Raw genomic sequence first — 12,969 nt, 5'->3', positions numbered from 1 at the left:
CCGACACACCGGCCCAGCCGGACATCGCGATCGTCGACCCGACCGAGCCCGGCGCGGACATCGGCACGCTGCGCAAGGAGATCGACCACCTGGACGGCGAGATCCTGCGGCTGATCAAACGGCGCACCGAGGTCTCCCAGCGGATCGGGGCGATCCGCCGCGCCGAGGGCGGCCCGCGCATCGTCCTCAGCCGCGAGCAGGCGGTGCTGGCACGGTTCCGCGAGCTGGGGCCGGAGGGGCGTGAGCTGGGCATGATGCTGCTCCGCCTGGGCCGGGGGCGGCTCGGCCGCGCGTAGTCTTGGGGCATGGCCGCCGCGTTCGCAGTCGTCGCCTCCCTGATCGCCCTGTTGGGCGTACTCCTCACGTTGGCCAACGCCGGCTATCTCGCCCTGTTGTCCTCCGCCGCCGGCAAGCGCGGGCTGCCCGGCGCGCCGACGCTGGACTACGTCCGGGGCGAACGGAAACTCGCCGCCGGGCTGGTCGTCCTGGCCGTCCTCGGGCTGCTCTGCACGGTCGGATCCGCCCTGTTCACGGACCTTCTGGGGTTGGTGCTCGCGGGCGCCGCCGGGGTCGCCGGCTACCGGGCACTGAGCGCCACCCGGGCGCGGTTCCGCCGTCGGAGCTGAGAATCGCCGACCCGCCCGCTCAAGATGAGCGGTCGGTAGCGAGCTGCGAGCGGCGATTACGCCACACGAGTGAGTGACGACGAGCGGTTGAGTAGCACTTGGTACTGAGAGTCACGGTCGGGTAAACACTGAGGGGCCGCTCATTCCCCAGGAGGACTCACGATCGTGGCAGACTTCGCTCCCCAGCGCGGTGGTCAGCCCATTCGAACCGTCATCACCGTCGCCGAGCTGCTCGGCCGACGGAACGGTTCCGCCGGTGCGACCGACACGGGCCGGTCCGGTGTTCGGACCGCGGTGCCCGTCGGCGCACTGATGCGGCGGGAAGGCCATGTCCGCCCAGCCCTGAACCGCCCGGTCGGACCCCGACCGGACCGGGCGGTTCCAGGGTTCGGCTCCTCCCCCAGGCGGAAGCTGGCCACCAGTGCCGGCGCGCTGGTCGCGCTCGGCTCGATGGCCGGAGTGGCGGCGTTCTTCGGCGAGACCGTGCCGGGGACCACCGGATCCAGCGCGCTGGACGGCGGCTTCCCCCAGGGTGGCGTGGAGGGCTCCCGGGTGCCCGGCGGCCCACTGGTCAACCCCGACGGCACGATCAGCCCGGTCGGCTTCCCGTCCGTGCTCCCCCCGAACCCGCTTCCCGCGCCCGGCGCGGCGCCGGTCCCCGGCCAGGCCATCGCGTCCCCCACCGCGAGCGGCCTGGTACCCGGCGCCGCGCCGGTGTCTTCCTTCACCTCCGGCGGTGGCTCCGGCGGCGCGGTCGGCGGCGCGGCGAACGGCGTGGTCGGTGGCGGCGGCACGGCGGTCGGCAACACGGTGAGCAGCCTCGGCCGGACCCTCGGCCCGGTCGGCGCCCCGGTGGACGCCCTCGGCCAGACGGTCAGCGGCACCAGCCAGGTGCTCGGCAAGACGGTGGACCGGACGGTCGGCACGGTCGGCGCGACCGCGAGCACCGGCGTTCGCACGGTCACCGGCGTGGTCGGCGCGGTGGGTCCGCTCAAGCCGCTGGCCGGCACCGCGGACACCACCGTGCGCAGCCTCACCGAGGGACTGCTGGGTGGCGGCCGGGACACGGCGAAGCAGACCAGGAACCTGCTCCACTCGACCGGCAAGTCGGCCGGCAAGAACTCCCGGTCCACGGCCGACTCGGCGCTCAGCAGCCTGACCAAGCCGATCACCTCCCTGGACGCCTCCGAGCGGCGTTCCTCCGACCGGTCAGAGACCAGGTCGGGGAACCGGTCGGAGAGCAAGTCCCGGGAAAAGCGGTCCGGTTCGGATCCGCTCACCGGCACCGTGCGTTCGCTACTCGGCGACTCGGACAAGAAGTCGAGCCGGTCGTCCCGCTCGGATCGGGACGACGACGGGGATGGCGACCGTTCGAGCAAGAAGTCTTCGAGCAAGTCCTCGGGCAAGTCCAAGTCAGGCGGTTCCGGCGGGCTCTCCGGCCTGCTCGGCAACTAGGCGCCGCCCACACCTCAGGGGGACAACCGGACATGGCAAACGTGGACTGGCCATGCTGGCCTTCGGCAACGGTGCCACTGGCCCAACCCGGAATGCTGGTCGCCGGCCGCTACCGGCTGCTCTCGCAGATCGGCGTGGGCGCCATGGGCGCGGTGTGGCGGGCCACCGACCAGCGGCTGAACCGGCAGGTTGCACTGAAACAGGTGGTGCTGGCCGCCGGGCTGGACCCCCGCCAGGCGGCCGAGGCCCGGCACCGAATCCTGCGCGAGGGACGCATCGCGGCTCGGCTGCAGCACCCGCACGCGGTGGCGGTCTACGACACCACCATGCAGGACGGCGAACCGTGGCTGGTGATGGAGTTCCTCCGGGCCCGCAGCCTGGCCACCGTGATCACCCGCGACGGCGTGCTCAGCGACCGCACCGCCGCCCGCATCGGCACCCAGCTGGCCGACGCGTTGGACGCCGCGCACCAGGTCGGCATCGTGCACCGGGACGTGAAGCCGGGCAACGTGCTGATCTGCGCGGACGGCTCGGCCAAGCTGGCCGACTTCGGCATCGCCCGGGCCTCCGGGGACATCACGGTGACCCAGACCGGGGTGCTCACCGGCACCCCGGACTACTGCGCGCCCGAGGTGGCCAGGGGCGGGCCGCCCACTCCGGCGGCCGACGTGTTCGCCCTCGGCGCCACGCTCTACGCGAGCGTGGAGGGCCGCTCGCCGTTCAACCTCCCCCGTGACCCGCTCAGCCAGCTCGAGGTGGTGGCCAGTGGGCAGGTGGAGCCGCCGACCAGGGCCGGCCGGCTGACCCCGCTGCTCACCCGCATGCTGGACCCGGAACCCACGCGGCGGCCGACCGCCGGCGAGGCGCTGGAGCTGCTCGCCCTGGACGGTGACCACGGCGGCCCGTCCCGGACCGGCGCGAACCCCATCCCGATGCCGCGCAACGGCGAGCACCTCACCTCGTCCGCGACGCCCCGGGTGCGCCCGCTGACCGGCGCCGACGAGCTGGACTCCACCGCGATCTCCTACATGCCCGGGCTGCGCGACGAGGTACCCCGCCCACCCGGACCCCGCCGCTCCCCCGGGACCCGCCGCCCGCCCGAGCCCCGCCGGCCGGCGCGCGCGTCCGGCCGCGGCCGGCGCCGGCTGGTCACCGCCGCGGCCGCCCTGGTCGGGCTGGCCGTGGTCGCCGCCGGCGCGGTCGTGTTGACCCGGCCGTCGGAAAACACCGCCACCGTGGAGCCGGCCGGGCAGCGCAACGCCGCCGCGCCGGGCCGGCCGGCCAGCTCCGCCGAGCTGGTCGCCGCCGCCCGCGCGTACTACGCGCTGCTGCCCAAGAACCCGGCCGCGGCCTGGAACCGGTTGACCCCGCACGCCCGCGAACAGCTGGGCGGCCTGGACGCGTACACCCAGTACTGGCAAGAGGTGAGCTCGGTGCGGGTGGTGGAGATCGCCGCCTCCGGCCCGGAGCGCACCGTCCGCGCGCAGGTGCGCATGCAGGGCCAGGACCGGGCCCGGACCAGCTCGCAACGCCTGCGCATGGTCCCCGCGCCGAACGGCGGCTGGCTGATCGACTCCTTCCCGCCCTGACCCGACCCGGTTTCGCGCGCGGTGAAATCCGCTCGGAGCGGAATCCGGGTACACCGCGGAATTGCCTCGATACCGTAGGCCAATGTCCGACCGAGAACGCCGCATTCTGCCCACGTTCGTCGAGCACACCGGTAATGGCGCAATCGAGACCACGCCGTACAACCGGCTTTTCGCCGAACGCATCATCTTCCTGGGCACACCGCTGGACGACGCCTCGGCCAACGATCTGGTGAGCCAGCTGATGTACCTGGAGGCCAACGACCCGGACCGGGACATCTCGCTCTACCTGAACTCCCCCGGCGGCTCGCTCACCGCGATGGCCGCCGTGTACGACACCATGCGCTACATCCGCCCGGACATCGCCACGTTCTGCCTGGGTCAGGCGGGACCGGCGGCCACGCTGCTGCTCGCCGCCGGCACGGCGGGTAAGCGGGCGGCGGTCCGCAACGCCCGGGTGATGCTGCGCCAACCGGCGCGCGAGCCGGTGCGGGGCCAGCATTCCGACCTGTTCATCCAGGCCGAGGAAATGGCCCGGCTGCGCAAACTGGTCGAATCGGCACTGGCCGAGCACACCGGGAAAACCGTCGAGCAAATTCATTCGGACATAGAACGGGAACTCATTCTGGACGCCGAACAGGCCCGTGATTACGGGCTGATCGACCACGTCGTGACCAACCGCAAGAAATCCCGCCTCGCGCCGGTCCGCTAGACCAGGCGGCGGTCGGAGGCCCAGCGGGACAGCTCGTGCCGGTTGGACAGCTGCGTCTTGCGCAGCACCGAGGACACGTGGGTCTCCACCGTCTTGATGGAGATGAACAGCTCGGCGGCGATCTCCTTGTAGGCATAGCCGCGGGCGAGCAGGCGCAACACGTCCCGCTCGCGCGGGGTGAGCAGATCCAGCTCCGGGTCCACCGGCGGCGCCGCTCCCGGCCGGTCGGAGAAGGCGTCCAGCACGAACCCGGCCAGCCGGGGCGAGAACACCGCGTCGCCCTCGTGCACCCGGCGCAGCGCGTCGGCCAGCTCCCGGCCGGAGATCGTCTTGGTCACGTAGCCCCGGGCGCCGGCCCGGATCACCGCGATCACGTCGTCGGCCGCGTCGGACACGCTGAGCGCGAGGAACACCATCTCCGGCGACTCGGCCCGTACCTGGCGGAGCACCTCGGCGCCGCCGCCGTCCGGCATGTGCACGTCCAGCAGCACCACGTCCGGCTTGTAGTGCCGGGCACCGGCCACCGCCTCGGCCACCGAGCCGGCCTCCCCGATCACCTCGACGTCGTCGGCCACCGTGTCCAGTTCGGCGCGCACGCCGGACCGGAACAGTGCGTGGTCGTCGACCAAGAACACCCGGATCGGCTGCTTGCTCATGACGCTCCTTCGGTGTCGCGTACTCGTGCCCTGGGCATCTCCAGGTGCACCTCGGTCCCCTCGCCGGCCGCGCTGCGCAGCGAGACGTTGCCGCCGTGCCGGTCCATCCGCCCGTGCACCGAGTCGACCAGCCCGTGCCGGTCGTCCGGGATGTCCGAGGGGTCGAACCCGATCCCCCGGTCCCGGACGAACACGTGCACGGAGTCCGGCTCCACCTCGACGTACAGGCTGACCTCGCCGACCTGGGCGTGCTTCGCCGCGTTGACCATGGCCTCCCTGGTCGCCTGCAGCAGGGCGGCCAGCTTGTCGTCCAGCTCGCAGTCCCCGACCACCACCGGCCGCACCGCCACCGCGTAGGTGTCCTCCACCTCGGCGGCCGCCGAGGCGATGGCCTCGCTGAGCGTGCCGGCCTCGGCCGGCGAACCGTCCGCGCGGCCGTACCCGGTCGGCCCGTACAGCCAGGTGCGCAGCTCGCGTTCCTGGCCCCGGGCCAGCCGGCGCACCTCCCGCGGCTGCTCCGCCTGCCGCTGGATCAGGGCCAGGGTCTGCAACACCGAGTCGTGCAGGTGCGCGGCGATCTCCGCGCGCTCGGCGGTGCGGATGCGTTCCCGCCGCTCCTCGCCCAGCTCGAGGGAGAGCCGCACCCAGAACGGCACGGTCAGCACGGCCACCCCGACCAGCGTGGCCAGCACGGCGAGCAGGGCGAACTGCAGCTGGTTCAGGTTCAGCTGGCTGATCAGGAAGGCGGTCAGCCCGCCGGCCACGAACAGCGCACCGATGGCCGCGCGCAGCGCCGCCATCCGGCCGCCACCGAGCAGGTTGTTCCGCCCGGCCGCCGCCCAGCGCCGGCGGCGGGACTCGTCCGCCTCCCGCCACACCAGCGCCACGCCCACCGCCGCCACGCCCAGCGGCCCGGCCACCCAGCCGACCAGCACGTTGTCCGCCGCCGACGCGGCGATCGCCACGCCCAGGGCCAGCGCGGCGAGCCCCAGCGCCTGGGTCCGTTCCCGCGCGGAGACCTCCCGCTCCCGGGAGACGTCCTCCTGCGGGATGAACATCCAGGCCAGCCCGTAGGCCAGCACGCCGGCACCGGACAGCCCGGCGAGTACGGTGAACCCGGTGCGCACCCAGAGCACACGGACGCCGAGGTGGTCGGCGATTCCGGCGGCGACCCCGGCCAGCATTCGGCCCGACCGGTGCCGCCGCAGCGGCTCCCGGAGCTCGCGCAGCGGCACGGTGGGGCTGTCTCTCCCACGCGCGCCCAACTCGGCGCCCGCCGGGCGAGCCCGTTCCGCGCTGCATCTCCCGTCCGCGCCTAACTGGGCGCGGGCTCGGCGAGCGCCTTCCGCGCTAGTCATACCGCACATCGTCACATGCCCGGGCCGGCGATTCATCGGGGTAGACCCGGAGTCGCACCCGGGCGTGGCCCGGCGCACCCCGCCCGATATCGGGGTCGGCTCCGGGTTGCGCCCCGATGCCGGGGCACCCGACCGGAGCGCAGGGTGGGATACATGAGCGAACCGCCCGAGCCATCCGGCCGGACCCTACCGAGGTCACGAGCCGAGGTGCAGTCCACCATGCACTCGATCTGGCAGACCCGCCCCACCCGCCGGCAGAGCGACCGCAAGTTCGCCGGGGTGGCCGCCGCGATCGCCCGCCGCTACGACATCGACCCGGTGCTGATCCGGATCGCTTTCGTGGTGGCGGCCTTCTACGGCATCGGCATAGTGCTGTACCTCGGCGCCTGGATCGTGCTGCGGCCCGATCCGGCCGACCCGCCGACCGGCTCGCTGTTCGGCCGCGAGTCGGCGCACCCGGTCCTGCTCGTCGCGGCGATCGTGGCGGCCCTGGTCGGTGCCAGCTCGCTGTTCACCGGCGACCCGGGGGTGTTGGTCGGGCTGGCGGTGGTGGGCGGCCTGCTCTACCTGTTGCACCAGGCGCGCAGCGAGCGCGGGCTGACCGCCGAGGCGGCGGCCTCGCTGGACGACCCGGCCCGGCCGGCGGCATCCGCCATGGCCGGTCTGGCGGCCGCGCCGCCCGGAGCGCTGTCGGCGGGAACCCGGTCGGCGGGCGAGAGCGCCCAGCCACCGGCCTGGGACCCGCTCGGGGTGGCCCCGTTCGCCTGGGACCTGCCCGACCCGTCCCCCCAGCCCAGCGAGCCGCCCGCCCGCCGCCGGCGCCCGCTGGTCACGCTGGTCACCCTGGCGCTGGCCGTGCTCGGCGGCGTGATCACGGCATCCATCGCCTTCCCCCTGGCCGGCCCGGGCGGGTTCCGCCTGGTCGTCGGTGTGATGCTGGCCGTGGTCGCGCTCGGCCTGTTGGTCGGCGCGTTCCTGCACCAGGGGCGGGGCCTGCTGGTCGCCGCGCTGCCGCTCATGCTGGCCGGTTGGACCAGCGCGAACGCCCCGCTCGGGCCGCGTTGGGACGGCATGGGCGACCTGTCCGCCGCGCCCCGCTCGGCCACCGAGCTGCTGCCTCAGTACTCGCTGTCCATCGGCTCGGTCACCCTGGACCTGCGCCAGCTCAACGCGGGCGCGCCGGGGACGCCTTCGACCACGACCCCGCCTTCCCGCATGACCCCGCCGTCACCCTCGACCGCACTGACCCCTCCCGGTTCGCCGAGACCCGCCGCACCAGGGCCGGCGGTCCCGGCGGCACCGGCGGTTCCAGGGGTACCGGCCGCTCCGGGGGCGCTGGACCCCGAGGACGCTGAGCCCCTACGGACCTCGGTGAACGTGGAGGTCGGGGACGTGACCGTGCTGCTGCCGCCCAACATGGACGTCCGCGTGCACTGCCACACCGACCTCGGCTCGGTGGACTGCCTGGGCAACGAGGGACGCGAGGAGCGAGGCCCGACCGCGGACGCCGTGGTCGAAGAGGTGGCGGCGGTGCGGACGCCGGGCGCCCCCCGGCTGGAGCTGGACATCAACGTCGGTACCGGATCCGTGGAGGTGGAGCGTGACTGAGCCGCAACAGACCCCGGAGCGCACCGGCCGGCGCGCACCCGACGTGCTGAACCTGGTGGTGGGCGTGGTGAGCCTGACCATCGCCGTGCTGGCGCTGGCCGGATGGTCGCCCGCGCACCCGGTGTTCGACCCGCGCTGGCTGTTCTCCGCGCTGGCGGTGCTGCTCGGTGTACTGCTGCTCGGCTTCAGCGGCCGGCGGAACCGCCGGGCCGGTGTCTCCCGCGCGCGCCGAACTGGGCGCACGCCCAGCTAGCGCGTCCCGCGCCAGGACTAGGTCGAAAGACCCAGTCGCTCGTTGATCTCCAGCACCGAGCGCGCCTTGTTCAGCGCGTAGAAGTGCAGCCCGGGTGCGCCACCGCGCAGCAGCTCGTCGCACTGCTCGGTGGCGTACTCGATGCCCATCCGCACCGCCGCCTCGGCGTCGTCGCCGACCTGGTCCAGCCGCCCGGCCAGCCGGTCCGGGATGCGCGCCTGGCACAGCGCGGTGAACCGCCGGATGCCGGACACCGACACGATCGGCATCACGCCCGGCACGATCGGCGCCTCGATGCCGATCCGCCGGGCGTCGTCCACGAACCGGAAGTAGTCGTCGTTGTCGAAGAACAGCTGGGTGATCACCACGCGGGCACCCAGGTCGACCTTGCGCTTCAGGTGGCGCAGGTCGGACTCCCGGCTCTCCGCCCTGGGGTGCACCTCGGGGAAGCCGGCCACCGCCACCGAGAACTCCGGGTGCGCGTCCGCGACCAGCTCGTCGGCGTGCGCGAAGCCCTCCGGGTGCGGCGCCCACTCGACGCCGGGGGCCGGGTCCCCGCCCAGCGCGATGATGTTCCGCACCTGTGACTCACGCAGCCGGTCCAGCACCGATCGCACCTGCGCCCGGGACTGGTCGACCACGGTGAGGTGGCACATCACGTCCACCCCGAACTCCCGGTGCAGCGCGCTCACCAGGTCCACCGTCCGCTCGCGGGTGGACCCGCCCGCGCCGTAGGTCATCGAGCAGAACGCCGGGTTCAGGTCACCGACGATCGACTTGGCCTCTCGGCGCAACGCGGCCTCGCCCGCCTCGGTCTTCGGCGGCCAGAACTCCACCGAGAGCACTGGGGCGGGCGCGGAGTAGATCTCCTGGAGCGTTCTCATTCCCATTCGATGGTCCCCGGCGGCTTGCTGGTGACGTCGAGCACGACGCGATTGACCTCCGCTACCTCGTTGGTGATCCGGGTGGAGATGCGTTCGAGCACGTCATACGGCAGTCGCGTCCAGTCGGCGGTCATGGCGTCCTCCGAGCTGACCGGCCGCAGCACCACCGGGTGGCCGTAGCTGCGCCCGTCGCCCTGCACTCCGACGCTGCGCACGTCCGCCAGCAGCACCACCGGGCACTGCCAGATCGCCTTGTCCAGGCCGGCCGAGGTGAGCTCCTCGCGGGCGATCGCGTCGGCCGCGCGCAGCGTCTCCAGCCGTCCCGCGGTGACCTCGCCGATGATCCGGATGCCCAGGCCGGGACCGGGGAACGGCTGCCGGCCGACGATCGTCTCCGGCAGCCCCAGCTCCGCGCCGACCCGGCGCACCTCGTCCTTGAACAGCGTGCGCAGCGGCTCGACCAGCGCGAACTCGATGTCGTCGGGCAGCCCGCCCACGTTGTGGTGGCTCTTGATCGTGGCCGTCCCGGTGCCGCCACCGGACTCCACCACGTCCGGGTAGAGCGTGCCCTGCACGAGAAACCCGACATGCTCCGCCCGCGCCACCTCGGCGGTGGCGTTCTCGAACACCCGGATGAACTCCCGGCCGATGATCTTGCGCTTCTGTTCCGGCTCGGTCACCCCGGCCAGGGCGCCGAGGAACCGGTCCGCCGCGTCCACGGTGTGCAGCCGGGCGCCGGTGGCCGCCACGAAGTCCCGCTCCACCTGCTCCCGCTCGCCGGTGCGCAGCAGCCCGTGGTCGACGAACACGCAGGTCAGCCGGTCCCCGATGGCGCGCTGCACCAGTGCGGCGGCCACGGCGGAGTCCACCCCGCCGGACAGCGCGCAGATGGCGTGCCCGTCGCCGACCTGGGCGCGCACCGCGTCCACGGTGTCCTCGATGATCGACGCCGTGGTCCAGGACGGGGAGACGCCCGCCACGTCGCGCAGGAACCGGCGCAGCACCTCCTGGCCGTGCGGCGAGTGCCCGACCTCCGGGTGGTACTGCACGCCGGCCAGCCGGCGGTCCAGGTCCTCGAACGCGGCCACGGCGGCCCGCTCCGAGGAGGCGGTCACGGTGAACCCCTCCGGGGCGCGCACCACCGAGTCGCCGTGGCTCATCCAGACCGGGTGCCGGCCGGGCAAGCCCTGGTGCAGCCGGCCGGCCTCGGCGCTCACGGTCAGCTCGGTGCGGCCGTACTCGCGGGTGCCGTCCGGCGCCACCTCGCCGCCCAGCGCGCGGGCCATCGCCTGGAAGCCGTAGCACAGCCCGAGCACCGGGATGCCCACGTTGAACAGCTCCGGGTCCACGCTCGGCGCGCCCTCGGCGTACACGCTGGACGGACCGCCGGAGAGGATCAAGGCGGCCGGCTTGCGGGCCACGATGTCGGCCACCGGCGTGTCCGACGGAATGATCTCCGAGAAGACCTGCGCCTCACGCACCCGCCGCGCGATGAGCTGGGCGTACTGCGCCCCGAAATCTAAGACCAGAACGGTTGCCGGCTGCACCGCTTCACCGTACCCAGCCGCCCCGCCGGATCCAGCACCCGGCGCCGCCGCCCGTGACGAACACGACCGTCCCGGCGCGACGGCCCGCCCCGCCGGCGCGCCCAGTCGGAAGTTCACCCTTCAGAACGGTGGGTCGCGTCGAGTTCGGGAAATGGGCTCGGGGCCCGCCCGCACCCCGGCCCACGGCAAGCGGCTGTATGCGTGGCACCCTTCGTCACGCAGCGTCGCCAACCGCCGAGCCCGCGCGGGCAATTCCACGGCGGGTCCTCATCGAGTGCGACAGCATTCTGCTTCGATCTTGAAAAAACCAGACTCGTGTCGACCTCGAGGAACCGAGCGGGCCGAACCCGACCGACACCGGTCACACCCCGTAGCAAAGCCGGCGGCTCGGAACGGGAACCGCGCCAGGGCGACCACCGCGCCGCGATCCACGCCATCTTTCTCAGTGGCTGCTTACCGCGACGCGGAGGCCGAGGGCGACCAGTACGGTGCCGGTGACCGCCTCCAGCCGGCGGCGGATGCGCGGGCGCCGGAACCACTCGCCGGCGCGGGCCACGCCGGCGGCGAACGCCAGGTAGACGGCGGTGTCCAGGACGATCTGCAGCGCGGCCAGCCCGGCGGTGGTGGCGAACAGCGGGCGTTCGGCCGGCACGAACTGCGGGTAGAAGGCGACCATGAACACCGCCGCCTTCGGGTTGGCCATCTGCACCATCAGCCCCTCGCCGAACGCCCGCCAGCCACCACCGGCCGTCGGTTCCGGGCCCGCCTCGAGCGGGTCCGGAACCAGCCGACCCCGGCTCCGCCACGCCGCGAGCAGCGCCTTGCCGCCGAGGTACACCAGCACCGCGGCGCCGACCACCCGCAGCACCAGGTACGCCACCTCGGACGCGGCGACCAGCGCGGCCACCCCGGCGGCCGCCAGCAGCGCCCACAGGTACAGGCCGAGCTCCAGCCCGAGCACCACCGGAACGGTCGGCCGGAAGCCGCGCAGCGCGGCCCGGCGCAGCACCAGCGCGGTGGCCGGACCCGGCGAAGCGGCAATGATCAGGCAGGCGAACACGAACGCGGGCATGGAGGTGAGCAGGTCCACGTCCGGATGTCTACCCGTCCGGGCCGCTCAAGGCGAGGGAGTTAGCTGGGACAGCCGCTCCACGACCTCGGCCGGAGCGGGCATCTCGGCCACTTCGGCGGCCAGCCGGGCGGTCGCGGCGCGAACCGCGTCGTCGGCCAGCAGGTGCCGCGCCCGGGCGGCAATCTCGTCGGCGGAGACTCCAGGCCGGCCGCCGTGCCGGGTCGCGCGGGTTTCCCAGGAATGCCCCGCCGTGCCGGCCCGTTGATCACGTCCATGGAACTCGGCATCGTGCTGCCCCAACCCGCCTCGGACGCGCCCACCCCGGCGAACCTGGTGGAGACCACCATCGAGCAGGCCCGGCTGGCCGTCGGGCTGGGCGTCCGCTCGGCCTGGTTCGCCCAGCGGATGGACTTCGACGCGATCGCGCTGGCCGGCCTGGTCGGCCGGGAGTTGCCCGAGCTGACCGTGGGCACCTCGGTGGTGCCGATCATCGGACGGCACCCGCTGGTGGTCGCGGCGCAGACCCGCACCACCCAGGCGGCCACCGGCGGGCGGTTCCAGCTGGGCCTGGGCCTCGGCGCGCGGAACTTCCTCGAGCCGCTGTTCGGCGTGACCGAGCCGCGCACGATCACCCAGCTGCGCGAGTTCCTGACCGTGCTGGACCCGCTGTTGCGCACCGGTGAGGTGGATTTCGCCGGACAGACGCTGACCGCCCGCACGGCCTGGTCCGGCCACCTGCCCGGTGCGCAGCCGCCGCCGGTGCTGGTCGCCGCCATGGGACCGAAGGCGCTGCGGGTCACCGGCGAGCTGGCCGACGGCACGCTCCCCTATCTGGCCGGCCCGAAGACGCTGGCCGAACACGTGGTGCCCACGATCACCGAGGCCGCGTCGGCCGCCGGCCGGCCGGCGGCCAGGGTCGCCACACTGGTGGCCACCGTGGTCACCGACCGGGCCGAGGAGATCCGCGCGCGGGCCGTCCAGGAGATGGCGTTCTACGAGACCATCCCGTCCTACCGGGCGATGCTGGACCGCGAGGGTGTGGCGCGGGCCGGCGAGCTGGCCGCGATCGGCAGCGCCGAGCAGGTGGCCGAGCAGCTGCGCGCCTACCGGGACGCCGGCGCCACCGAGCTGGTGCTCAGCCAGACCACCCTGGGCAACACCGAGGAGCAGCTCCGCACCTGGCAGCTCGCCGAGCAGGCCCGGGACTGGTGA

14 protein-coding genes are annotated in these 12,969 nt (G+C 73.6%); 8 read left to right on the top strand and 6 right to left on the bottom strand.

The window, feature by feature from the left end:
- The first annotated feature begins 23 nt into the window (after positions 1 to 23).
- The 5 genes from ABEB12_RS09990 (at position 24) to ABEB12_RS09970 (ending at position 4,379) form a co-directional block, all read left to right on the top strand.
- Complete coding sequence (locus ABEB12_RS09990) at positions 24 to 296, top strand: chorismate mutase (RefSeq protein WP_185066733.1); 273 nt, start codon at positions 24 to 26, stop codon at positions 294 to 296.
- A gap of 9 nt (positions 297 to 305) precedes the next feature.
- Positions 306 to 626 carry a hypothetical protein gene (locus ABEB12_RS09985; protein ID WP_185066550.1) on the top strand — a complete coding sequence of 107 codons (321 nt, stop codon included), beginning with the start codon at positions 306 to 308 and terminating at the stop codon, positions 624 to 626.
- Between the two features lie 165 nt (positions 627 to 791).
- The gene (locus tag ABEB12_RS09980; protein ID WP_185066551.1) at positions 792 to 2,081 is read left to right on the top strand and encodes a hypothetical protein; all 1,290 of its coding nucleotides are present in this window, start codon (positions 792 to 794) and stop codon (positions 2,079 to 2,081) included.
- A 71-nt stretch (positions 2,082 to 2,152) separates the two neighbouring features.
- Positions 2,153 to 3,670, top strand: coding sequence for a protein kinase domain-containing protein (locus tag ABEB12_RS09975; protein ID WP_185066552.1), 1,518 nt, complete (start codon positions 2,153 to 2,155; stop codon positions 3,668 to 3,670).
- Between the two features lie 82 nt (positions 3,671 to 3,752).
- A complete protein-coding gene (locus ABEB12_RS09970) occupies positions 3,753 to 4,379 on the top strand; it encodes an ATP-dependent Clp protease proteolytic subunit (RefSeq protein ID WP_185066553.1) in 627 nt (208 codons plus the stop codon).
- Here ABEB12_RS09970 and ABEB12_RS09965 read toward each other — a convergent pair.
- Entirely contained in the window at positions 4,376 to 5,035 is a 660-nt protein-coding gene (locus ABEB12_RS09965; RefSeq protein WP_185066554.1) for a response regulator, read from the bottom strand. The genes ABEB12_RS09970 and ABEB12_RS09965 overlap by 4 nt on opposite strands.
- Complete coding sequence (locus ABEB12_RS09960; RefSeq protein WP_185066555.1) at positions 5,032 to 6,393, bottom strand: PspC domain-containing protein; 1,362 nt, start codon at positions 6,391 to 6,393, stop codon at positions 5,032 to 5,034. Before ABEB12_RS09960 ends, ABEB12_RS09965 begins: the two co-directional genes overlap by 4 nt.
- Positions 6,394 to 6,546: 153 nt before the next feature.
- Between ABEB12_RS09960 and ABEB12_RS09955 the strand changes: the two genes are divergently transcribed.
- Together ABEB12_RS09955 and ABEB12_RS09950 are read left to right on the top strand one after the other, a co-directional pair.
- Positions 6,547 to 8,001, top strand: coding sequence for a PspC domain-containing protein (locus tag ABEB12_RS09955; RefSeq protein WP_185066556.1), 1,455 nt, complete (start codon positions 6,547 to 6,549; stop codon positions 7,999 to 8,001).
- Positions 7,994 to 8,254 carry a hypothetical protein gene (locus ABEB12_RS09950; RefSeq protein ID WP_185066557.1) on the top strand — a complete coding sequence of 87 codons (261 nt, stop codon included), beginning with the start codon at positions 7,994 to 7,996 and terminating at the stop codon, positions 8,252 to 8,254. The genes ABEB12_RS09955 and ABEB12_RS09950 overlap by 8 nt, the downstream gene beginning before the upstream one ends.
- Before the next feature lie 17 nt (positions 8,255 to 8,271).
- Here ABEB12_RS09950 and ABEB12_RS09945 read toward each other — a convergent pair whose 3' ends face one another.
- From ABEB12_RS09945 to ABEB12_RS09930, 4 genes are all read right to left on the bottom strand, one after another.
- Entirely contained in the window at positions 8,272 to 9,138 is an 867-nt protein-coding gene (locus tag ABEB12_RS09945; protein ID WP_185066558.1) for a methylenetetrahydrofolate reductase, read from the bottom strand.
- The gene (guaA, locus tag ABEB12_RS09940; protein ID WP_185066559.1) at positions 9,135 to 10,685 is read right to left on the bottom strand and encodes a glutamine-hydrolyzing GMP synthase; all 1,551 of its coding nucleotides are present in this window, start codon (positions 10,683 to 10,685) and stop codon (positions 9,135 to 9,137) included. The genes ABEB12_RS09945 and guaA overlap by 4 nt, the downstream gene beginning before the upstream one ends.
- 442 nt (positions 10,686 to 11,127) lie before the next feature.
- Positions 11,128 to 11,775, bottom strand: a complete 648-nt coding sequence (locus tag ABEB12_RS09935; protein ID WP_185066560.1) for a LysE family transporter — start codon at positions 11,773 to 11,775, stop codon at positions 11,128 to 11,130.
- Between the two features lie 27 nt (positions 11,776 to 11,802).
- Complete coding sequence (locus ABEB12_RS09930) at positions 11,803 to 12,057, bottom strand: nucleotide disphospho-sugar-binding domain-containing protein (protein ID WP_185066758.1); 255 nt, start codon at positions 12,055 to 12,057, stop codon at positions 11,803 to 11,805.
- Here ABEB12_RS09930 and ABEB12_RS09925 point away from each other — a divergent pair.
- Entirely contained in the window at positions 12,031 to 12,969 is a 939-nt protein-coding gene (locus ABEB12_RS09925; protein ID WP_221499077.1) for a TIGR03564 family F420-dependent LLM class oxidoreductase, read from the top strand. The two genes, ABEB12_RS09930 and ABEB12_RS09925, sit on opposite strands and share 27 nt — an antisense overlap.

Origin of the sequence: Actinospineispora eucalypti, from assembly GCF_039543365.1 — a bacterium.
Taxonomy (GTDB): domain Bacteria; phylum Actinomycetota; class Actinomycetes; order Mycobacteriales; family Pseudonocardiaceae; genus Pseudonocardia; species Pseudonocardia eucalypti.
The sequence above is the reverse complement of the archived record's forward strand: the minus strand, read 5'-3'. Positions and strand labels throughout refer to the sequence as shown.